This is a genomic window from Pantoea sp. ICBG 828, from assembly GCF_002928355.1.
Taxonomy (GTDB): Bacteria; Pseudomonadota; Gammaproteobacteria; order Enterobacterales; family Enterobacteriaceae; genus Pantoea; species Pantoea dispersa.
The window spans coordinates 166,976-189,077 of sequence record NZ_POWN01000007.1 but is presented as its reverse complement, the minus strand read 5'-3'; the positions used below and the strand labels follow the sequence as shown (position 1 = coordinate 189,077).

Sequence of the window (22,102 nt, the reverse complement as noted above, 5' to 3'; positions counted from 1 at the left end):
GCGATGAGTTTACAGCAGACACTACAGGTTTTTGAGTTACTCGACAGCGCCTACGTGGATGGCCAGCAGGTGGTCGATCTGTTCGCCGCCTATCCTGGCGTGCAAGCCAGCTTTAAGCGCGTCAGTGGGCCAAAAGGGCGCACCGATTTTGTGCGCATCGACATTCCTGGCGCCCAGGGCAAAAGCCGGGGCGGCAGCGCGCCGACGCTGGGGATCATTGGCCGTCTCGGCGGCATCGGTGCGCGCCCGACGCGCATCGGCATGGTGTCCGACGCCGACGGTGCGGTTGCTGCGGTGAGCAGCGCGCTGAAGCTGGCACAGATGCAGACCAAAGGCGACGTGCTGGCCGGCGACGTGATCGTAACCACGCATATCTGTCCGGATGCGCCGACCCGGCCGCACGAGCCGGTGGACTTCATGGATTCGCCCTGCGACGACATCACCATGAATGACAACGAAGTGGTTGCGGGCGTCGACGCGATTCTCTCTATCGATACCACTAAAGGAAACCGCATCCTCAACCATAAGGGCTATGCGCTGTCTCCCACAGTGAAAGAGGGCTACATCCTGCGCGTGTCGGAAGATCTGCTACGCATCATGGAGATGACCAGCGGTCAGCCTGCGGTGACGTTCCCGATCACTACGCAGGACATCACCCCTTACGGCAACGGCGTGTATCACCTTAACAGCATTCTGCAACCGTCCACCGCCACCGATGTGCCGGTGGTGGGCGTCGCGATTTGTGCGCAATCCGTGGTGCCTGGCTGCGGCACCGGCGCCAGCCATGAAGTGGACATCGCGGCGACCGTGCGCTTTGCGGTGGAAGTGGCCAAAGAGTTTGGCCGTGAGACCTGCCAGTTTTATGACCCGCAGGAGTACGCGCTGCTGCTATCTTTGTATGGTAGCCTCAGCCACCTGCGCAGCCGGAAAGCCTGATGATGAAACCGTCGCTAGTAACCTTAACCATTGGCCAGTCACCGCGTAGCGATATTTTGCCGCTGCTGCAGGAGCATTTGCCCGCCGACGCCGTCGCGCATGCCGGTCTGCTGGATGGCCTGACGCTGGCCGAAGTGGAGCAGTTATACGCTCCCGCGCCGGGCGATAAAGTGCTGGTTTCGCGCATGAGCAGCGGCGAACAGGTACGGCTGGCGGCGGCCACCGTCGAACAGGGACTGCAGCGTAAAATTACCGCGCTGGAGCAGCAGGGTTACGACACCATTCTGCTGCTGTGTACCGGTGAGTTCGGCACGCTAAAAACCACGTCGGCGCTGCTGCTGGAGCCGGATCGCATCATTCCGCCGCTGGTCAGCGCCATCGTACAGGCGCACAAAATCGGCATCGTGGTGCCGGTTGAGGAGCAGATCGCTGAGCAGGCCAGCAAATGGCGTAACCTGCAAAGCACGCCCTGTTTTGCCGTCGCCAGCCCATACCTGGCGCAGCAGAGCGAACTGATGGAAGCCGGACTGACTCTGCAGGAGCAGGGCGCTGATGTGGTGGTGCTCGACTGTATCGGTTATCACCAGAAACACCGCGATTTCCTGCAGAACATGCTGGGCATTCCGGTGCTGCTGTCGAATGTGCTGGTGGCGAAACTGGCGGCTGAACTGATCGTCTGATCGAGGCCGATCACAACTTGCGACGGGCGGCGCTAATTCGCGTGACAGATCAGCGAGTTCCCTTGTAATCTGCCGGTAACCCTAATGTGCTGTGAGGAAGTAACATGCTCAACGTAAGTGAGTATTTCGACGGAAAAGTGAAATCCATTGGTTTCGACAGCGTGACCATTGGCCGGGCCAGCGTTGGCGTGATGGCGGAAGGCGAATACACCTTTGGTACCGGCCAGCCGGAAGAGATGACGGTAGTGAGCGGCGCGCTGAAAGTGCTGCTGCCGGGCGAAGCCGAGTGGAAATGGTACGAAGCCGGATCGGTATTTAACGTGCCGGGCCACAGCGAATTCCACCTGCAGGTGGCAGAGCCAACTTCTTACCTGTGCCGCTATCTTTAAGCGTTAAAGCAGCCTCCATTATCAACCGGTAAAGCCTGTGCGGCGTTACCGGTTTTTTTATGCGCCAGCATGGGGTGTGGCCTGCGGTCAGCATAAATGCTGACCCTACAGGTATGAATCAGCATATTTGCCGGGGCGCCATTCATGGCGACCGTTAAACACACCCGTACTATCCTTCCAGCCGGCGATGCCCGCTTAACGCTGCGCTTCGCCGCCTAACGCTTCCACCAGATTGCTGATCAATGCCGCCAGCTCGCTGGTCATCAGAATGAAATCGGCATCAAAACGCTGGGCGAAATCATCGCGATCGATATCGTCATTCTGCTCGCGCAGCGTGTCGCTAAACTTCAGACGCTTCACCGACGCATCATCGGCGATCACCAGCTGAATACGCTCCTGCCAGTCGAGCGCCAGTTTGGTGACCACTTTACCGGCTTCGATGTGGGTGGCGATCTCGTCGGAAACCAGATCCTGCTTTTTACAGCGGATCACGCCGCCATCTTCCAGTATCGCCTTCAGCTCAGCCTCGTCCATCAGGGTGAAACCTGCCGGCAATTCACCGGAGCGCACCCATTCGGTCAGCGTCAGCTCGATCGGATTTTCCAGCGTCAGCGGCACTACCGGCAGCGAGCCGAGGCTCTTACGCAGCAGCGCCAGCGTATCTTCCGCTTTCTTCGCGCTGGCGCAGTCGACGATGATCAGATTATTGACCGTGTCGATCCACATAAAGGTCTGACTGAAACGGCTGAAGGCGCGCGGCAGCAGGCTGTGCAGCACTTCATCTTTCAGCGAATCCTTTTCGGTCTTTTTCAGCTTGCGGCTCTGTTCCGCTTCCAGCTTCTCAATTTTGGCTTCCAGCGCCTGCTTCACCACCGGCGACGGCAGAATTTTCTGCTCGGTGCGGGCGCAGATCACTATCTGACCGTTAATCACATGCGTCAGCGCTTCGCTGCGGTTGCCCATCGGCGAGACCCAGCCGGTTTTGGCCATGTCCTGGCTGCCGCACGGCGTGAAGGTGAAGGCGTCGAGCTGTTTTTCCAGATCGTCTGCGGACAGCGGGATGTCCCGATTCAGACGATAAACCATCATATTTTTAAACCACAACATCAGGATTCCTTACCGTGGGTGCGATCGGGCGCACAAGTCTAAAACAGTCAGCGCGCATGATAGCGAAACATCGGAGTGGTTTCATTGCCTTTCCCGATTCAGCCTTCTACTGTATCTGTCACCTGAACGAATAATGAGGAATAAATCGTGCGTATTGGTATTGATTTAGGCGGCACCAAGATTGAAGTGATTGCGCTGTCTGACCAGGGCGAGGAGCTGTTTCGCCACCGCGTGAATACCCCGCGTGACGACTACGCGGCCACGGTGCAGGCGATTGTCGATTTAGTCCTGCTGGCGGAAGCGCAGACCGGGCAGCAGGGAACGGTCGGCATCGGCATTCCCGGCACGATTTCTCCTTATACCCAGCGGGTAAAAAATGCTAACTCGACGTGGCTCAACGGCCAGCCGCTGGACAAAGATTTGGCGCGTGCGCTGAATCGTGACGTGCGCATCGCCAACGACGCGAATTGCCTGGCGGTTTCCGAAGCGGTCGATGGCGCAGGCGCAGGCCAGCCGCTGGTGTTTGCGGTGATCATTGGCACCGGTTCCGGCGCAGGTGTGGCCATCAACGGTGAATCACGCATTGGCGGTAACGGTAACGCAGGCGAGTGGGGGCACAATCCGCTGCCGTGGATGGATGAAGACGAACTGCGTTATCGCGCGGAAGTGCCGTGCTACTGCGGACTGCAGGGCTGTATTGAGACGTTTGTCTCCGGCACCGGCTTCGCCATTGATTATCAGCGTCTCAGCGGACAGGCGCTGAAGGGCGCGGAGATCATCCGGCTGATCGAGCAGCAGGATCCGGTAGCCGAGCTGGCGATGAGCCGTTATGAAACGCGGCTGGCCAAATCGCTGGCGCAGGTGGTTAACCTGCTCGATCCGGATGTGATCGTGCTCGGCGGCGGCATGAGCAACAACGATCGGCTGTACCAGACGGTGCCGACGCTGATGAAACAATGGGTGTTCGGCCGCGAGTGCGAAACGCCGGTGCTGAAAGCGGTGCACGGTGACTCCAGCGGCGTACGCGGCGCCGCCTGGCTGTGGCCGGTGAAAGGGTAGCGTAACGACGCTTTATGCGTGCTTAACCCCTCTTCCAGCGGAAGAGGGGGCCGAAGCGGGTCAGTTTTGGCTTAACTGACCGGCGTGACACACGATATTGTGCGCATGCAGCACGGCTGGCCGGTTTTCATTCAGTCGGATGGCGGCATAAATATCGATATGCAGATTTTGCGCTTCATCGTCAGCCAGTGCGCGATAACACAACCCTTCCTGATGAAAGGTACATTTCGACTGTGGCATCAGGGCAAAGCCTTTTCCTCTGGCAATGTGTGTCAGCATAACCAGTGAATCATCGGGCTCTTTAACTCTTTTAAGCGGGGTGTGGAGCTGTGAAAACAAGCGTTCACATTTATCGTAGAACGACGGATTGGCGCTTCTGGCAAACCAGAACAGCGGTAAATCACCGATCGCTTCCAGCGAGACTTTTTCTTTCAGGCTGGCCGGATGTCTGGCCGGCATTGCTACCAGCAAAGGCTCACGACCGATCCACTGGTACTGAACGGTATCTTCGTGGCCGGTTGCCCTTTCGCCCGTCAGTACCAGGTCCAGGCGGTTTTTTGCCAGACACTGCAGCAACTGCGCAGACGTCAGATCGGGCGTTTCCACATCGTCGGCGGCGTCCAGTTTCAGCAGTTGCTGGTGAATGGGCGCAATCAGTGCAAAATTCAGCGTGCGAGTGAGGCCGATACGCAGGCGCTTTTCTGAAGAAAGCGAGCCAGGCTTGAGTTCATTCAGCGCCTGAAGGATCTTCTCCGCTTTGATTACCAGCGCCCGGCCAGCGTCCGTCAGACTGACGTCATGGGTGCTGCGGCTAAACAACGGCTGCTCCAGCACGGCTTCAAGGCGCTTAATCTGTCGGGTTAGCGGAGGCTGAGTCATTCTGAGCCGTTCGGCGGCCCGGCGAAAGTTCAGCTCGTGCGCAACCGCAAGAAAGCATTGAAGCTGTTTCACGCTGGGGAGATGGTTGCTGATAAGGTGCTCTGCCGTCGCCATAGAGTCCATCCGGGTAATCAAAGACGTTATTCTACCCCGCTAAAGATCAGCAGGATATGGGGGTAATCGGTCTGGCCGGCACTACGTCAGACATCCTGACCCGGCGTTACCCGGCCAGGGCTTCAGGCATTAATGCTTTTCATCCCTTCTTCAGAATAGCGCTCGCCCCTGATCTCAATATGCTGGTGGATAGCGTTCAGTAAGGCGATATCTGCCTGTTCCAGCACGATATCGGCGGCCTGCGCATTTTCCGCCAGATAGCGGGTCTGTTTCGTTCCCGGAATGGGGATCAGCTTGTCGTACTGCGCCAGCAGCCAGGCCAGCGCAATCTGCCCTGGCGTGCAGCTGTACTTTTCAGCAAGCGGGTGCACCGCGTCAAGAAGCTGGGCGTTATGGTCGAGGCTGGATTGACTAAAGCGTGCATTATTTTTACGGAAATCACCCTCCGCAAAATCGCTGTTATGACGATACTTTCCGGTCAGAAACCCTCTGCCCAGCGGAGAGTAGGGAACTAAACCTATACCCAGCTCTTTCACCACCGGCAGAATCTCAGCTTCGATATCGCGCGTCCACAGTGAATATTCGGTTTGCAGGGCGGCGATCGGATAGACGGCATGGGCCCGGCGCAGGGTTGAAGCAGAAACTTCACACAGGCCAATGTGGTTGATCTTACCCGCTTTAACGAGGCGGCTCAGGCATTCCATGCTCTCTTCAATCGGCGTAACCTGGCTCACGCGGTGAAGATAGAACAGATCGATGCGCTCAACGCCAAGCCTTTTAAGCGATTCATTACAGCAGCGGGTGATGTAGTCAGGTTGGTTGTTAATCGTCCGGGCATAAGCCTGGTCCGCAGGGCGATCGATTCCGCACTTGGTGGCAATTTTAAACTGCTCACGCGTGGTGTTATCCAGACCGGCAAGAAAGTGGCCAATCAGCCGCTCATTATGGCCTCGCCCGTACATATCCGCGGTATCGATAAACGTGATATTCAGGTCGATAAGCGTGTGTAACAGCTGCATTGAAGCGTGGTCGTCTGTCTGGCCATAAAATTCGCTCAGTCCCATGGCACCATAGCCGATCGAACTGACAGTCAGGGTTTGCGATAAATGTCGGGTGTGCATAGTGGCTCCTTTTGCGGGTTTTTTTGATTGTTGCACCCCGATTACGCGTAATGAATTGTCATTTTCGTCATGCAAAAAAGGTATCACAGCAGCAAGACCGGAGCGGTGCTGTGGTGGGATGGATTTATCACGTGGGGCAGAAAGAGGCGGGTACACAAAAAGCTCTGTGTACCCGTCTCCGTTGCCTGAAGGGCAGGGGCAATGCGTTGCTTACTCGCCAACCAGCATGGAGTCCTGCGGTGCGCGCTCGCGCTGGGCTTTGGTGGCGAGGAAGTAAAGGTAGCCGAGCACCATGATCGCCACAAACAATCCGCCGATTACCGGGTTAAACCACAGCATCGCCACCAGACACACCAGCGACAGCACCAGTGCGATGCCCGGAACCAGCGGATAGCCCGGCGCACGGAAGCTGCGCTCCAGATCCGGTGCGCTGCGGCGCAGCTTAAACAGGCTCAGCATACTCATCAGGTACATCACGATCGCGCCGAACACTGCCATGGTGATCATCGCCGCCGTCAGCGTCATGCCCTGCAGATTGATCAGTCCGTCGCTGTAAATGGCGGCGATACCGATGACACCGCCGGCGATGATGGCACGGTGCGGCGTCTGGAAGCGCGACAGCTTCGCCAGGCTGGGCGGCAGATAGCCCGCGCGCGCCAGGGCAAAGAACTGACGCGAGTAGCCAAGGATAATGCCGTGGAAACTGGCGACCAGGCCAAACAGGCCGATCCACACCAGCATATGCATCCAGTTAGAGTGCTCCCCGACGATCATCTTCATCGCCTGCGGCAGCGGATCGTTGATGTCCGACAGCTTGCGCCAGTCGCCCGCGCCGCCGGCCAGTAGCATCACGCCAATCGCCAGCACCACCAGGGTAAGAATGCCGCTGATGTAGGCTTTTGGGATGGTGCGCTTCGGATCTTTGGCTTCTTCGGCCGCCATGGCCGCGCCTTCAATGGCGAGGAAAAACCAGATAGCGAACGGGATGGCGGCAAAGATGCCGGACAGCGCTGGCATGCCAAAATGGTCGCTGCCGGCCCAGCCGTTGGCGGCGAAGTTAGCGACGCTGAAACCCGGCGATACCACGCCCATGAACACCAGCAGCTCCAGCACTGCCAGCACCGTCACCACCAGTTCGAACATCGCGGCCAGCTTCACGCCGAGAATATTCAGTGCCATAAACAACAGATAAGCCCCGACCGCCGCCGTTTTGGGGTTGAGATCGGGATACTGCACGTTGAGGTAGGCGCCAATCGCCATGGCGATGGCCGGCGGGGCGAACACGAATTCAATCAGCGTCGCCAGACCGGCAATCAGACCACCGGTTTCGCCAAATGCCCGACGGCTGTAAGCGAACGGCCCGCCAGCGTGCGGAATCGCCGTGGTCAGTTCGGTAAAGCTAAAAATAAAGCAGGTATAAAGCGTGGCGATCAGCGCGGTGGTGATCAGGAATCCCAGCGTCCCGGCCACGCCCCAGCCATAGCTCCAGCCGAAATACTCACCGGAAATCACCAGTCCAACCGCAATACCCCATAAATGCAGGGTGCCCAGCGTGGGTTTTAGTTTGCCTGTCATCTTCATCTCCCCGTCATGCTTGTTGTGCGGCGTTGGCACCGCGCTATTGTGGGTTTGCGCTACAGTGAAGGGATAATGCCGCTGCCCGGGACGGGAAAACTTGACGCCGGCGCAGTGAGTTTTGTCCTCTGCGGTCAACTCGCTGCCAGAAAAAGCGCTGGCTGTACGCTGCGGTCAACTTTTGCTGTTCTGCGGTCAGGCAGTCAGGACGACCTCATCCCATGCTGATAACACTGGTTTAAAGAGACTGATGCTGGAGAGTGATGAATGAGCGCCAAACAAGCCGAATCCCTGACCGATGCCGAGATCACCCTGCTGGCGCAACGTGCGCTGGCCTGCTATCCCGCCGCGCTGCACGGTGAGCTGCAATTACTGTGCCGTTCGGAGAACGCCACCTTTTTGCTGCGTGCCGGCGGCAAACGCTACGCGCTGCGCCTGCACCGGCCGGATTACCACAGCAAAGCGGATATTCTCAGTGAACTGATGTGGCTCGATGCGCTGCGCGAGACCGGCATCATGGTGCCGCAGGCCATCCCGGCGTGCGACGGTGAAAGCGTGCTGACGCTGACGCTGGCGGACGGCAGCACGCGTCATGCGGTGCTGTTCCACTGGATTGACGGCGAGATGCCGACCACCGACGTCGATCCCAAAGCCTTTCAGCAGCTCGGTACCATCACCGCGCGCCTGCATCAGCACAGCCGCAGCTGGCAGAAACCCGAAGGTTTTCAGCGCATTATCTGGGATCATCACACCATGGTCAGCGAGCACAGCCACTGGGGGCGCTGGCAGGATGCGCCGCATCTCGATCCGGCCGATCACGGCATTATCGCAGCGGCGGTAGAGCGCGCCGGGCAGGCGCTGGCGGAATTTGGTAAAGAGCGCGATCGCTACGGCCTGATCCACGCCGATCTGCGTCTGACCAATCTGCTGCTGCACAAAGGCGAGACCCGGGTGATCGACTTCGACGACTGCGGCATGGGCTGGTATCTGCACGATCTGGCGGCCGCGATCAGCTTCGTCGAGCACCATCCGCGTGCGGCGGAGTGGGTGGATAACTGGATCCTCGGCTATGAACGCGTGGCGCACATCAGCGATGCTGAGATGGCGCTGGTGCCGACGCTGCTGATCCAGCGTCGTATCCAGATGACGGCGTGGATGGGCACGCACGCCGATACCGAGATGGCGCTCAGCCTCGGGCCGCACTGGGCCAGCCATTCGGTGCGGCTGTGCCGTCGCTATCTTGAGAGCAGCGAACTGCCGGTAGGCGCGTGACCTGCACCAGCAGAGGGCAGCGGCGCGCGCTGATGGCGTAATCTGGTGCCTGCGCATCAAGCGCGCCGGCCGTCACAGGCGCGCTGACAGGAACGCAGATCGCCGCCGGGAGCGCGCCAGCGGCGGCCAGGCGGTGCACTGCCTTGCACCGCGTGCCGCCGGGTGACGCTGGTATGAAAATTGCTGGATCCCTTCATTCTGTTATCCGCGCGATCCCTGAGAGGTTCCCATGCAATCACTCATCTCTGCTGCTGATGCCTTCAGCGCGTTTGCCACACCCGCCAGCAACCGTGGCGTTCTGGCGGCGGCGGCGACCGGTCTGAGCGCCTTTATTACGGATAAAGGCGGCGATGTCGATCGCATCTTTGGCATCAGCGGTATCGATTCCGAACTGCTGGCCAGCCCGACACTGAGTCTGGGGCTGGTGAACTATTGCCGCGTGATGGAAGAAGCGGCGCGCCACTCCGGCTTTGATAACTTCGGTTTGCATTACGGCAGGCAGTTCAAACCGCAGTCATTAGGGTTAATTGGCTACATCGGACTGTGCTCGCCGACGCTGGAGCAGGCGCTGCACAATGTGGTGAACGCGTTTCCCTGGCACCAGCACGATACGCTGACGCGGCTGGTGGACAAGGGCGACTGCTGGCGGCTCGATTATCAGGTGCGCCACGGGGCGATCCTGGCGCGCCGTCAGGATGCGGAGCTGACGCTCGGCATGTTCCTCAACCTGATTCGCCACGTAGCGGGCAAAAACTGGGCACCGCGCGAGGTGCACTTTGAACATCCGCGTCCGGAGCAGTGGCACGAGCACTGCAAAGTGTTTGATGCGCCGGTCTGGTTCGATCAGCCGTTTAACTCACTGCTGATCGCGAAACGCGACCTGCAGCGCGCCATGCCGGAGCAGGATGCGATGCTGCTGATGGTGATGCAGGATGCCATTCGCCGCCTCAACAGCAGCGCCAGCGTGCAGAGCGTGGTCGAACAGGCGCGTTCGCAGGTCAGCCTGACGCTCATTCAGGGCGAACCGGCACTGGAGGAGATCGCCGGCAAAATGGGGTTGTCGAGCTGGTCGCTACAGCGACGCCTGCGCGAAGAGGGCATCAGCTTTAGCGCGCTGGTGGATAAGGTGCGCTGCGAAATGGCCACGCACTATCTGCAGCAAAGACAGCTGCCCATCTCGGAGATGGCGCTGCTGCTCGGCTATTCCGAGGTCAGCGCGTTTTCCCGCGCCTTCCGCCGCTGGTTCGGCATCAGCCCGCGCCAGTGGCGCCAGGATGGGCTGGTAAGTCAGGCCGGTGTGGCGCAAAGCCAAACCACGCTGGCTGGTCGCGCTGCGGCGGAGGCGGTAAGCCGCGCGACTGACCAATAAGCTGCCACGCGCGCAAACACAGCGCTTCGTCGCCCTGGGTTTGCGTCACCGCGTAGCGCCCACTGTTCTGCCACTCCAGGCGCACCCAGCACTGCTGTCCGGCATAGCGCGCCGCATCGTGAAACTTTTTATTGAGCTGCTGCTGCAGTGCTTCACTCCAGTGGCAGGCGGCGCTGTCAGCATCGCCCTGCGGCTGGCACTGATTGGCCAGGCTGGGGGCTGGCGCGGACACCTGCTGGCAGGCGCTAAGCCCCACCATCATCACTAACCCACCTGATAGTCTCGCTAATCGATTAATTAAATTCATTAATAAGCCTGCATTTTCGCTAAAGATTCCTGGCGCTGCTGCCGACAGTCTACAGACCGCAGCAGGGAATGCTATGGCATTACTCTGACTGTCGGCATAACCAGAATTTGCCGCCTGGTGGCGGTGTTATCCCTTCCTTTATTCATGGACCAGAAATGCAGAAGAAATATGCCTTTGCGGCACTCTCCTTGTTAAGCGCCGCGCTGCTCAGTGGCTGTGCCACCGAGTCGTCACGCGCTATCGACGCGCCTCAGGTTCGCGCCGCAAGCCAGCCGGCTTATCAGGGCGTGCGCAGCCCAATCGCGGTGGGACAGTTTGATAACCGTTCGTCATACATGAATGGGATTTTCTCCGACGGCGTTGATCGTCTGGGCAACCAATCCAAAACCATTCTGATTACGCATCTGCAGCAGACCAATCGCTTCAACGTGCTGGATCGCAGCAACCTGAAAGAGCTGCAGCAGGAAGCCGACTTCAAACACAGCCAGCAGAACATCAAGGGCGCTAACTACATCATCACCGGTGACATCACCGAGTTCGGGCGCAAAGAAGTGGGCGACCAGCAGCTGTGGGGCATCCTCGGCCGCGGTAAAAGCCAGATCGCTTACGCCAAAGTGAACCTGAATGTGGTGGATGTGACCACTTCAGAAGTGGTTTACAGCGTGCAGGGCGCGGGTGAATACCAGCTGTCAGCGCGTGAGGTGATCGGCTTTGGCGGTACCGCCAGCTATGACTCTACCCTGAACGGCAAAGTGATGGATCTGGCGATCCGTGAAGCGGTCGACCACCTGGTGGATGGCATCAATAACGGCGCATGGCGCCCGGTGAAATAAGGATATTGACGATGAAATTACTGCAACTGAGCGCCGCGCTGATCGCGGCAGGCGTGCTGGCCGGCTGTGCGCCAAAAGGACCGGAGCCGATCTACTACTGGGGTGACTACCAGCAGCAGGTCTACAGCTATTACCAGAAAGACAGCGATCCACAGAAGCAGATTGATGCGCTGAATCTGGATATCGAAAAGGCCAAAGCGGTGAACAAGCCGGTAGCACCGGGTCTGCACGCCCAGCTGGGCCTGCTGTACGCCAAAAACGGCAATACGGATAAAGCTTTCAGCCAGTTCGCCCTTGAGAAGCAGCTGTTTCCGGAATCGGCCCCGTACATGGACTTTCTGATGAAGAAAAAAGGAGTGAACCAATGAAAAAACTGATTGCCGTGTGCAGCGTATTCGCGGCGCTGCTGCTGACCGGCTGTGCCCAGAATAAGAAACCGTATGATTACAGCGCCTTCCGTGCCAGTAAGCCGGCGTCAATTCTGGTGCTGCCTGCCGATAACCGTGCGCCGGATATCAACGCGTCGCACAGCTTCACCTCGCTGGTGACCCAGCCGCTGGCGGAAGCGGGTTACTACGTGTTCCCGGTGGCGGTGGTGGAAGAGACCTTCCAGCAAAACGGCCTGAGCAACGGGCATGAAATTCAGGCGGTGAGCACGAAGCGCTTGCATGACATCTTCAACGCAGACAGCGCACTGTACATTTCGATTACCGATTATGGCAGCAGCTATCTGGTGGTTGATTCGGTGACCACGGTCTCGGCCACTGCCCGTCTGGTTGATCTGCGCAGCGGTAAAGAGCTGTGGCAGGGCATGGCCACCGCCAATGATTCTGAGAACAGCAACAACAGCAACGGCGGCATCATTGGCATGCTGGTGTCGGCGGCGATCAAACAGATCGCCAGCAACGCGGGTGACAAAGCGCACACCATTGCTGGTGTCACTAGCGCACGTCTGTTAGCGCAGAACGAGCAGGGTGGTCTGCTGGCCGGTCCGCGCTACAAAGCGCCGGTTACGCGTTAATCTACCTGGCGCGGCGATCAGCTGATCGCCGCGCCACTTCACGCATCACTCGCCCGGCAGCTCCAGTTTACTGTAGCCGAGTCCGTTCATTTTACGCACCCGGATCTGCACCGGGATGCGCTCTTTCATCGCTTCCACATGACTGATCACGCCGATGGTTTTCCCGCTGGCGTTAAGCGCATCGAGCGCATCCAGCGCGGTGTCCAGCGTTTCGGCATCCAGCGTGCCGAAGCCTTCGTCGAGAAACAGTGATTCAATGCGCGTTTTATGGCTGACCAAATCGGACAGCGCCAGCGCCAGCGCAAGGCTGACGAGGAAGCTCTCGCCGCCGGACAGCGTACGCGTGTCGCGCGTGGCATCGGCCTGCCAGGTATCGACCACTTCCAGCTCCAGCTCATCGCTGACGCGGCGCTGCAATAAATAGCGGCCGTGCAGGCGATCGAGCTGGCGGTTTGCCAGCCACACCAGATGATCGAGGGTTAAGCCCTGAGCAAAGCGGCGGAACTTGTCGCCTTTGGCCGACCCGATCAGATCGTTGAGGCGGCTCAGCTGTGCCAGTTCCGCTTCGTCAGCGGCGATCTGCGCCAGCAGCGTTTGCTGCTGCTGACGCTGTTGGGTATCGCTGTACAGCTGCTGCTGCGCTTCGCCCTGCTGGCGTGCGTTGTCACGCAGCGCCACGCGTAGCTGCTCGAGCCGGGCGGCGATGGAGCCAGCATCGGCATCGCTGAGCGCGGCCGGGCGCTGCTGCTGATGATCGCTCAGCCGCTGCGCCAGTCTGGCATGCAGCGCGGTGTGCTGCTGATGCTGCTGCTCCAGCGTTTGCAGCCGCTGGCGCAGCGTCTGCACCTCATCTTCCGCCAGCAGCGCGGCGCGCAGGGCGCTTTCGTCAGCGAAATCACTGAGCAGCAATGCCTGCCGGAAGGCGCTTTCGGCGTCCGCTGCGCGCTGCGCCAGCGTCTGCTGCTGGCTGACAATCTGTTCATACTGACCTTTCAGGCCGTGCAGTTCGCTTTGCGCCTGCTGCCAGCGCTGCAGCTGTTGCGCCAGCGCCTGGTCATGCTGTTGCAGCGTGGCGTGCTGCTGCTGACGCGCGTCCGCCACGCGCCGGTCGCCAAACAGCTGCTGGCGCTGCTGCTGCTGGGCCTGCTGCTGCTGTTGCAGGTTGTTAAGGGCTTGCTGCAGGCTGGCGACCTGCTGCTGTTCACGCGCCAGAGCGTGCTGCAGGCTGCTGCCTTCCGTTTCGCTTTTCGCCAGCTGCGGCTGTAGCTCAGCAAGTAACCGCTCACTTTCCTGCCACTGCTGCCAGCGCTGCTGCAGCGTTTGCAGCCAGCCGGCGCGCTCGGGCGCTGCAGGCAGGCTAAGTTGATGGGCAGCCAGCTGCTGTTCCAGCTGCTGCTGTTGCTGCTGCCATGCCTGCCGTTCACCGCTGACGCGCTGATCGATCTCATCCCGCTGCTGCCGGGCGCTGGCCAGCTGCTGCTGTGCCAGCTGTTGCTGCTGCTGATGTTGCTGCCAGCGCTGCTGCTGGTGCAGATGCGCGTCTTTGGCCTGCTGCAACGTGACGGCCGCCTGTTCACGCGCCTGCAACTGCTGCTGCTGGCGGGCTTCGAGCGCGTCCTGCTGCTGCTGCCAGGCGCTGAATTCTGCGTGCTGTTCAGCGCTGAAGGTAAGCGCCAGCTCACCGCACAGCGCCTGCCAGCGCTCGCGGGTGGCGGCGATCTGCTGGTCGAGATCGGCGATTTCCTGTTGCAGCGCCTGCTGTTGCTGCTGCGACAGTTTAAGCTGCTCGCCCCGCGCGGTGCCGGCTTCCCTGAGCTGCGCCACGTGCGTTTCCAGCGCCGCCTGCCGCTGCTGATTTTCATCTGGCTGCAACTGCTGGTAGCGGTCGATGGCCGGATGCTGGCAGGAGCCGCACAGCGGGCAGGGCTGTTCCGGCTGCAGCCTGGCCCGCTCGTCGGCCAGCTGAATAATGGTGCGCTCCAGCTCGCACAGGCGACGCACATCCAGCAGCGTCTGATGCTCGCGCTTGTACTCCTCGCGCAGCTGCTGCAACGCCAGCGCTTCCTGCTCAGCATGCTGCTGTAACTGCTGCAGTTTAAGCTGACGCTGCTGGCGCTGCGGCTGGATCGTTTGCCACTGTGCCGCCAGCAGGCTGAGCTGCTGACGTACGCCGCGCTGCTGCTGATGCTGCGCCAGCGCCGTCCGCAACGCCGGGCTGGCGATCTCCGCTTCCAGCGAAGTAAGCACCTGCTCCGCCTGCTGGCGCTGCTGCTGTGCCGCGGCTTCTGCCTGTTGCAGCGGCTGTGCCGCCTGTTCGCGCGCCTGCAGCGCCTGCTGCTGTTGTTCGAGCTGGCTTTGCAGTTGTTGCTGCTGCGCGCTGAGCTGCGTCAGCGTTTGCTCACGCTCTTCAAGCCGGGCGAGTTCGGCCTGCCAGCGCGCCAGTTCGCCGCCCCAGCGGGCGACAGCGGCTTCACTCAGGCGAAACGCCTGCTGCTGCGCCAGCTGCTGTTGTAAGCGTTCACTTGCCTGCTGATGCTGATCCAGCGCCTGCTGGCTGAGTAACAGCGTTTTTTGCTGTTCGCTCAGCAGCGCCTGCTGCTCAAGCTGCTGTGCACGGCTGGCGATCTGCTGATCGAGCGGGATCACCTGTTCGCTCAGCAGCGTCTCCAGCTGTTGCTGTTCGGCCAGCGCGCGTTCACGTGCCTGCTGTGCGGCCTGATAGTGGCTTTCACCCTGCTGCAGCGCCGCTTGCGCCTGTTGCTGTTGCTGCTGTAACTGCTGCGCCTGCTGGTTCAGTGTCTGCTGGTCGCGCTGCAGCTGTTCGCGCTGCTGCAGTTTGTCGCGCAGCTTCTCCGCCGGTTCAGCACGCGCCAGCCGCTGGCGATCGCCTTCCGCCTGCTGCCAGGCCGTGGCGGCAGCCTGCAACGCCTGCTGCGCCTGCTGTTGCTCCGCGTTGAGCTGCTGCTGCTGCGTCAGCCACTGCTGCTGCTGCTGGGCCTGCGCCAGCTGCTCGCTCAGATCCTGTTCGGTGCGGGTCAACTGCTCCAGCTGCTGCGCCAGTTCGGCGCGGCGGGCGTCGTCGAGCAACTGCACCGCACCGGCGCGGGCGCGCAGCGTGTCGAGTGCCGCGCGCGCCGTGCGCCAGCGCTCGTAGATCTGCATCGAGATGTGGCCGTAGATTTCGGTGCCGGTCAGCTCCTCCAGCAGCTCGGCGCGCTCGCCGGGTTTGGCATTGAGGAAGGCGGCAAACTGCCCCTGCGACAGCATCATCGAACGGGTGAAGCGGGCAAAATCGAGACCGGACAAGGTTTCGATGGCTTTGAGCTTGTCACCGACTTTATCGGCGACGATCTGGTTGTCCGCCACGCGCGCCAGTTCGACGCGCGGCGCCTGCAGTTTACCTTCCGCCAGCCCGCGCGCGCGGTTCTGGCTCCAGAAGGCTCGCCAGGCTTCACCTTTGATCTCAAACTCCACTTCGGCGAGGCACTCAGCGGTGTCACGCGTCATCAGCTGATTTTCGCTCTGCGACAGGCCACCAAGGCGCGGCGTCTGGTGATAGAGCGCCAGACAGATGGCATCCAGCAGCGTGGTTTTACCCGCGCCGGTGGCGCCGGTGATGGCGAACAGCCCGTTGCTGGCAAACGGCTCGCGGCGGAAATCGATAAACCACTCGCCGCGCAGCGCGTTGAGGTTTTTAAAACGCAGCGTCAGAATTTTCATGCGCCCGGATCCTCCAGCGTTGCCAGCGTGCTGCGAAACAGCTGCGTTAACTGCGCGCGCTGTTCATCCTCCAGCTGTTCCTCCAGCGCCAGCCGGCGGGCAAATACCTCTTCAACTTTCAGTTCGCTCAGGGTTTCATTCTCCAGCCGCGCCAGGCTGCGCTGACGCTGATCGCGACTGCGGCGCACCAGCAGCACCTCAACCGGCAGCGCGTCGGTAAGCTGTTCGATGCGGCGCTGCAGATCGCTCAGGTACTCCTGAGTAGTGATTTCGATATCCAGCCACACCGGCAGATCGCCTTCATAGGTGTGAAACGCGGTCAGTTGCTGTTCGATCTCCGCCATGGCGCCTTTTAACATCTGCATCGGCTGGAATGACGGAATAACCAGCGGTGTGACGGACTCCAGCCGGGTGCTAAATTCCAGCAGGAATACGCTTTTCTCACGCCCCAGCTCATCAAAACTGAGCGCAATCGGCGAACCGCTGTAGCGGATGTGATCGCTGTCGGCGATGCGCTGCGCACGATGGATGTGGCCCAGCGCAATGTAGTCGGCAGGCGGGAAGGCCTGCGCCGGAAAGGCGTCCAGCGTGCCGATGTAGATATCACGCACCGAATCGCTCTTGCTGACGCCCACGGTGGTGAGATGCCCGGTGGCGATGATCGGCAGCGCGCTGTCCATGGCTTCGCGCTGCGCCACGGCGGCGGCATAACAGTGCTGATAGTGCTGCTCAATCGCCTGCAGCAGCGACAGTTGCTTATCGCGACCGGACTGACCCGCCTGGCTGCGCAGGATGTCGCGCGGACGCAGATAGGGAATGGCGCACAGCAGCGCGCCCGGCGTGCCGTCGTGCTGTTGCAGCGTCAGCACCTGCTGCTCGCCGCCGGGCGTGGCGCTGGTAATGACGCGGGTATTGAGGCAGGCCAGCAGCTCGCGCGATTCATTCAGCGTGGCGACCGAATCATGGTTGCCGGCCAGCACAATCAGCTGGCAGCCGCTGGGCTGCAGCGCCACCACGAAACGGTTAAACAGTTCGCGCGCATAGCTGGGCGGCGAACCGGTATCAAACAGGTCGCCAGCGACGATCAGTGCATCCACCTGATGCTGCACAATCGCGGCCAGCAGCCAGTCGAGGAATTGCTGGTGCTCGGCGGCGCGGCTTTTGCTGTAAAAGAACTGACCGAGATGCCAGTCAGCGGTGTGAATAATGCGCATGAATGCTCCGTGCCTGCTATCGCAAAGCGGCAGTATAACCGCTTAACAACGCAATGAAAAAAAAGCGAAACCGGTTGTCAAAATTGCGCTTTTTATCTGATTATCATGAGGTGGGTTTTTCATAAAAGTGTCACAAAACTGACGCATAATGGCGCCGCAAACCCCCGTGACATGCCGTCACAATCGCAGGAGTAATAATGGCTAAGCGCATTTTGGTTGTGGAAGACGAAGCTCCCATCCGTGAAATGTTATGTTTCGTGCTGGAACAAAACGATTACCAGCCGATTGAGGCTGAGGACTATGACAGCGCGATTGGCAAGCTGATCGAACCCTGGCCCGATCTGATTCTGCTGGACTGGATGTTACCCGGCGGCAGCGGCATTCAGTTCATCAAACATTTAAAGCGTGAAGCCATGACGCGTGATATTCCGGTGATGATGCTGACGGCGCGCGGTGAAGAGGAAGATCGCGTGCGCGGGCTGGAAGTGGGCGCCGATGATTACATCACCAAGCCGTTCTCGCCCAAAGAGCTGATGGCGCGCATTAAAGCCGTGATGCGCCGCATCTCACCGATGGCGGTGGAAGAGGTGATTGAGATGCAGGGGCTGAGCCTCGATCCCTCCTCGCATCGCGTGATGTCCGAAACCACGCCGCTGGAAATGGGACCGACCGAATACAAACTGCTGCACTTCTTTATGACGCATCCGGAGCGCGTATACAGCCGCGAACAGCTGCTGAATCACGTGTGGGGCACTAACGTGTATGTGGAAGACCGCACCGTGGATGTGCATATCCGTCGTTTACGTAAAGCACTGGAAGTTTCCGGCCACGATCGCATGGTACAAACCGTTCGCGGAACAGGGTATCGTTTCTCTGCCCGCTACTAAACGGAGTCTTTTACCGTGCTGGAACGACTCTCCTGGAAGAGATTACTGACCGAGCTGGCGCTGGTGTGTCTGCCTGCGCTGGTGCTGGGTCTGCTGGTTGGCTATCTGCCGTGGTGGCTGTTACTGGCCGTGTGCGGCGTGCTGTTCTGGCACTTCAAAAATCTGATGCGGCTGTCGCACTGGCTGTGGATTGATCGTTCAATGACGCCGCCCACCGGGCGCGGCAGCTGGGAACCGCTGTTTTACGGCCTGTATCAAATGCAGTTGCGCAATCGCCGCCGCCGGCGCGAGCTGGGCAATCTGATCAAACGCTTTCGCAGCGGGGCCGAGTCGCTGCCGGACGCGGTGGTACTCACCACCGAAGAGGGCACCATTTTCTGGTGTAACGGTCTGGCTCAGCAGCATCTCGGGCTGCGCTGGCCGGAAGATAACGGCCAGAATATCCTCAACCTGCTGCGCTACCCTGAATTCTCCCGCTATATCCGCCAGCGCGACTTCAACAAGCCGCTGACGCTGGTGCTCAATAATCAGCATCACATGGAGTTCCGCGTCATGCCTTACAGCGAAGGTCAGTGGCTGATGGTGGCGCGTGACGTCACCCAGATGCACCAGCTGGAAGGGGCGCGGCGTAACTTCTTCGCCAACGTCAGCCATGAACTGCGTACCCCGCTGACGGTGCTGCAGGGCTATCTGGAGATGATGGACGATGCCGGGATGAACGAGCGCACCCGCAGCAAGGCGCTCAGTACCATGCAGGAGCAGACGCGACGCATGGACAGCCTGGTGAAGCAGCTGCTGACGCTGTCACGCATCGAAGCGGCCCCCGCCATTGATCTGAAAGAGACGGTGGATGTGCCGACCATGCTGCTGCTGTTACAGCGCGAGGCGGAAACCCTCAGCCAGGGCCGTCACAGCATCCATTTCCACACCGACCCGCATCTGAAGGTGTTCGGCAATGATGAACAGCTGCGCAGCGCGATTTCCAATCTGGTGTATAACGCGGTGAACCACACGCCGGATGGCACGCGCATCGACATCAGCTGGCTGCGCACCAAACAGGGCGCCGAATTTAAAGTGTGCGACAACGGGCCCGGCATCAGCGAGGAGCATCTGCCGCGCCTGACCGAACGCTTCTACCGCGTGGATAAAGCGCGCTCGCGCGCCACCGGCGGCAGCGGGCTGGGGCTGGCCATTGTTAAGCACGCGCTCGGCCACCACACCACGCGGCTGGAGATCAGCAGCGTGCCGCATCAGGAAACCTGCTTCCGCTTCGTGCTGCCACCGCGCTTGATTGTGGCGAACGGAATCCGCGAGAATGTGGCGCAGTAAACGCCACCGGACTCTGTGATGAAATCGCTGCTGCTCTCTCTTTTATTACTGTGCCCGCTGCTGGCGACGGCTCAGCAAAGCATGCTGACCGGCAACCTGAGCAGCGTCGGCTCGGACACGCTGGGCTATCTGATGACGCTATGGGGCGAAGATTTCAGCCGTCAGTCGCCGGGTGTCAACGTGCAGGTGCAGGCGGCGGGATCGTCGACGGCGCCGACCGCGCTGGCCGCCGGGGCCGCTCAGCTTGGCGCCATGAGCCGGCCGATGCAGGTGGATGAGCGTCAGCTGTTTATCTCGCGCTATGGCTATGCACCGCTGGCGGTGCCGGTAGCGATGGATGCGCTGGTGGTGGTGGTCAATCAGGACAATCCGCTGCCGTCCATCAGTCAGCCGCAGCTGGATGCGCTGTTCTCCGTGACCCGGCTATGCGGCGCACGGCAGGTGCCACAGCGCTGGGGCGATGTTGGCCTGCATACGGCGAACTGGGCAACGCGCAGTATTCAGCGCTTTGGCCGTAACTCCGCTTCCGGCACCTGGGGCTTTTTCAAGCAGCAGGCGCTGTGTCGCGGCGATTTCCGCGCTGACGTCGCGGAGTTTCCCGGCTCGGCGGCGGTGGTGCAGGCGGTCGCCAGCACGCCGAACAGCATCGGCTACGCCAGCTTTGGCTTTCACCTGAGCGGCGTGAAAACCCTGCCAATCGTCACCGCCAGCGGCGACAGCGTTATGCCGGATGCCGAATCGATCCGCAGCGGCCGCTATCCGTGGTCGCGCCCGCTGTATATCTACGTTAACAAGGCGCCCGGCAAACCGCTGCCGCCGCTGGTCGCCGCCTTTCTGCAGCAGGTGCTCTCTGCGCAGGGCCAGCGCCGCGTAACGGAGGCTGGCTACCTGCCGCTGTCCGACAGCCAGATCGCGCAGGCGCGCGCGGCGATTGCGCAAAACTAATTCACGCTGACCGATCATGAATTTTTTTCACGTCCCCTGAATTTTCTTCTATTGCCGCCGGCAGGGCGGCATGTCACTCTTATGGACATATAGCCATCCAGATGGCCAAAAATAACCGTACGCAATTATACCCTGACGCAATTATGCGCCAGTGCAGGAGTGAATATGCAACGCAACACCGCCCCGTTCCGCGCCGATACCGTCGGCAGTTTTCTGCGTCCCGCTGCCATTAAGCAGGCACGCGAGCAGTTCGCCAGTGGCACCCTCAGCGCCGACCAGCTGCGTCAGGTAGAAGACGATGCAATTCGCCAGGTGGTGGAGCAGCAGCGCGCCAACGGTCTGCAGGTGGTGACCGACGGTGAATTCCGCCGCGCCTGGTGGCACTTTGATTTCTTTGGCCATCTGCACGGCGTTGAGCTGTTTGAGGCCGATCAGGGCATTCAGTTCAACGGCGTGCAGACCAAAGCGCACGGCGTGAAGGTCACCGGTAAAGTCGCTTTTAACCCACAGCATCCGATGCTGGACCATTTCCGCTTCCTGCAAAGCGTGGCCGGCGATGCGGTGGCAAAAATGACCATTCCCAGCCCGAGCGTGCTGCACTTCCGCGGCGGCCGCAAAGTGATTGATGCCACAGTGTATCCGGATCTGGAGCAGTACTTCGCCGATCTGGCACAGACTTACAAAGAGGCGATCAAGGCGTTTTACGACGCTGGCTGCCGCTATCTGCAGCTGGATGACACCGTCTGGGCGTACCTGTGTTCAGGCGATCAGCAGCAGCAAATTCGCGAGCGCGGTGAAGATCCGCAACAGCTGGCGCACATTTATGCGCAGGTGCTGAATCGCGCGCTGGAAGATAAACCGGCGGATCTCACCGTCGGCCTGCACGTGTGCCGCGGTAACTTCCGCTCGACCTGGATCTCGGAAGGCGGCTACGAGCCGGTGGCGGAAATTCTGTTTGGCAGCGTGAACATCGACGCGTTTTTCCTCGAGTACGATAATGAGCGCTCCGGTGGCTTTGAGCCGCTGCGTTTCATCAAACCCGGTCATCAGCAGGTGGTATTAGGGCTGATTACCACCAAAACTGGCGAGCTGGAAGACGCTGCACAGGTGAAGGCGCGCCTGCAGGAAGCGGCGCAGTTTGTCAGCCTCGACCAGATTTGCCTCAGCCCGCAGTGTGGCTTTGCGTCAACGGAAGAGGGCAACAGCCTGACCGAAGCGCAGCAGTGGCAGAAGATTCGTCTGGTTGTCGACATCGCACAACAGGTGTGGTGATGCTGTAAAGTTGTGCAAACAGGCGCGTAAAGCGCGCCTTTTGTGCATCCCTGCGGCGGTTTCTGCAAGGAGA

The 22,102-nt window shown here is 60.2% G+C and carries 20 protein-coding genes; 13 read left to right on the top strand and 7 right to left on the bottom strand.

Translation table 11 applies throughout. The features are described from left to right. Positions 1–3 precede the first annotated feature (3 nt). The 3 genes from C1Y43_RS17930 to ppnP all read left to right on the top strand — a co-directional run bounded on the left by C1Y43_RS17930 (position 4) and on the right by ppnP (position 2,005). Entirely contained in the window at positions 4–936 is a 933-nt protein-coding gene (locus C1Y43_RS17930) for a DUF1177 domain-containing protein (protein WP_021507226.1), read from the top strand. Between the two features lie 2 nt (positions 937–938). Beyond that, positions 939–1,616 carry an AroM family protein gene (locus C1Y43_RS17925; RefSeq protein ID WP_031279662.1) on the top strand — a complete coding sequence of 226 codons (678 nt, stop codon included), beginning with the start codon at positions 939–941 and terminating at the stop codon, positions 1,614–1,616. Between the two features lie 104 nt (positions 1,617–1,720). Further along, positions 1,721–2,005 carry a pyrimidine/purine nucleoside phosphorylase gene (ppnP, locus tag C1Y43_RS17920; protein WP_010616577.1) on the top strand — a complete coding sequence of 95 codons (285 nt, stop codon included), beginning with the start codon at positions 1,721–1,723 and terminating at the stop codon, positions 2,003–2,005. Between the two features lie 195 nt (positions 2,006–2,200). Here ppnP and rdgC read toward each other — a convergent pair whose 3' ends face one another. Further along, entirely contained in the window at positions 2,201–3,112 is a 912-nt protein-coding gene (gene rdgC, locus C1Y43_RS17915; RefSeq protein WP_021507129.1) for a recombination-associated protein RdgC, read from the bottom strand. A 147-nt stretch (positions 3,113–3,259) separates the two neighbouring features. Between rdgC and mak the strand changes: the two genes are divergently transcribed. Continuing rightward, positions 3,260–4,171: a fructokinase gene (mak, locus tag C1Y43_RS17910; protein WP_021507130.1), complete on the top strand. Its 912-nt coding sequence runs from the start codon at positions 3,260–3,262 to the stop codon at positions 4,169–4,171. A 60-nt stretch (positions 4,172–4,231) separates the two neighbouring features. On the opposite strand, the gene C1Y43_RS17905 is transcribed toward mak, so the two are convergent. The 3 genes from C1Y43_RS17905 to eat form a co-directional block, all read right to left on the bottom strand. After that, complete coding sequence (locus C1Y43_RS17905) at positions 4,232–5,164, bottom strand: LysR family transcriptional regulator (protein ID WP_021507131.1); 933 nt, start codon at positions 5,162–5,164, stop codon at positions 4,232–4,234. 122 nt (positions 5,165–5,286) lie between these two features. Further along, the gene (locus C1Y43_RS17900; protein ID WP_104189129.1) at positions 5,287–6,285 is read right to left on the bottom strand and encodes an aldo/keto reductase; all 999 of its coding nucleotides are present in this window, start codon (positions 6,283–6,285) and stop codon (positions 5,287–5,289) included. Between the two features lie 210 nt (positions 6,286–6,495). Continuing rightward, complete coding sequence (gene eat, locus C1Y43_RS17895) at positions 6,496–7,860, bottom strand: ethanolamine permease (RefSeq protein WP_058758051.1); 1,365 nt, start codon at positions 7,858–7,860, stop codon at positions 6,496–6,498. Between the two features lie 267 nt (positions 7,861–8,127). Here eat and C1Y43_RS17890 point away from each other — a divergent pair, with 267 nt between their 5' ends. Continuing rightward, entirely contained in the window at positions 8,128–9,132 is a 1,005-nt protein-coding gene (locus C1Y43_RS17890) for a phosphotransferase enzyme family protein (RefSeq protein WP_104189127.1), read from the top strand. 229 nt (positions 9,133–9,361) lie between these two features. Next, complete coding sequence (locus tag C1Y43_RS17885) at positions 9,362–10,501, top strand: AraC family transcriptional regulator (RefSeq protein WP_104189126.1); 1,140 nt, start codon at positions 9,362–9,364, stop codon at positions 10,499–10,501. Here C1Y43_RS17885 and C1Y43_RS17880 read toward each other — a convergent pair. Then, on the bottom strand, positions 10,383–10,763 hold the full coding sequence (locus C1Y43_RS17880) for a cell envelope integrity TolA C-terminal domain-containing protein (protein ID WP_233209852.1): 381 nt from the start codon (positions 10,761–10,763) through the stop codon (positions 10,383–10,385). The two genes, C1Y43_RS17885 and C1Y43_RS17880, sit on opposite strands and share 119 nt — an antisense overlap. Positions 10,764–10,963: 200 nt before the next feature. Here C1Y43_RS17880 and C1Y43_RS17875 point away from each other — a divergent pair, with 200 nt between their 5' ends. From C1Y43_RS17875 to C1Y43_RS17865, 3 genes are read left to right on the top strand one after another with little or no spacing between them, the layout of a single operon-like run. Continuing rightward, a complete protein-coding gene (locus tag C1Y43_RS17875; RefSeq protein WP_021507138.1) occupies positions 10,964–11,641 on the top strand; it encodes a CsgG/HfaB family protein in 678 nt (225 codons plus the stop codon). Positions 11,642–11,652: 11 nt separating this feature from the next. Then, on the top strand, positions 11,653–12,009 hold the full coding sequence (locus tag C1Y43_RS17870) for a DUF4810 domain-containing protein (RefSeq protein WP_021507139.1): 357 nt from the start codon (positions 11,653–11,655) through the stop codon (positions 12,007–12,009). Continuing rightward, a complete protein-coding gene (locus C1Y43_RS17865) occupies positions 12,006–12,662 on the top strand; it encodes a DUF799 domain-containing protein (protein ID WP_104189124.1) in 657 nt (218 codons plus the stop codon). Before C1Y43_RS17870 ends, C1Y43_RS17865 begins: the two co-directional genes overlap by 4 nt. Before the next feature lie 45 nt (positions 12,663–12,707). Here C1Y43_RS17865 and C1Y43_RS17860 read toward each other — a convergent pair whose 3' ends face one another. After that, positions 12,708–16,382, bottom strand: coding sequence for an AAA family ATPase (locus C1Y43_RS17860; RefSeq protein ID WP_104189122.1), 3,675 nt, complete (start codon positions 16,380–16,382; stop codon positions 12,708–12,710). Next, positions 16,379–17,596 (bottom strand): exonuclease subunit SbcD, encoded by a 1,218-nt coding sequence (gene sbcD / locus C1Y43_RS17855; RefSeq protein ID WP_021507142.1) that lies wholly within the window; start codon positions 17,594–17,596, stop codon positions 16,379–16,381. Before sbcD ends, C1Y43_RS17860 begins: the two co-directional genes overlap by 4 nt. Before the next feature lie 197 nt (positions 17,597–17,793). Between sbcD and phoB the strand changes: the two genes are divergently transcribed. The 4 genes from phoB (at position 17,794) to C1Y43_RS17835 (ending at position 22,029) form a co-directional block, all read left to right on the top strand. Continuing rightward, entirely contained in the window at positions 17,794–18,483 is a 690-nt protein-coding gene (gene phoB, locus C1Y43_RS17850) for a phosphate response regulator transcription factor PhoB (RefSeq protein ID WP_021507143.1), read from the top strand. Positions 18,484–18,498: 15 nt separating this feature from the next. Next, positions 18,499–19,812, top strand: a complete 1,314-nt coding sequence (phoR, locus tag C1Y43_RS17845; RefSeq protein ID WP_021507144.1) for a phosphate regulon sensor histidine kinase PhoR — start codon at positions 18,499–18,501, stop codon at positions 19,810–19,812. An 18-nt stretch (positions 19,813–19,830) separates the two neighbouring features. After that, a complete protein-coding gene (locus C1Y43_RS17840; RefSeq protein ID WP_021507145.1) occupies positions 19,831–20,757 on the top strand; it encodes a PstS family phosphate ABC transporter substrate-binding protein in 927 nt (308 codons plus the stop codon). Between the two features lie 165 nt (positions 20,758–20,922). Continuing rightward, complete coding sequence (locus C1Y43_RS17835) at positions 20,923–22,029, top strand: cobalamin-independent methionine synthase II family protein (RefSeq protein ID WP_104189120.1); 1,107 nt, start codon at positions 20,923–20,925, stop codon at positions 22,027–22,029. Positions 22,030–22,102: the final 73 nt, after the last annotated feature.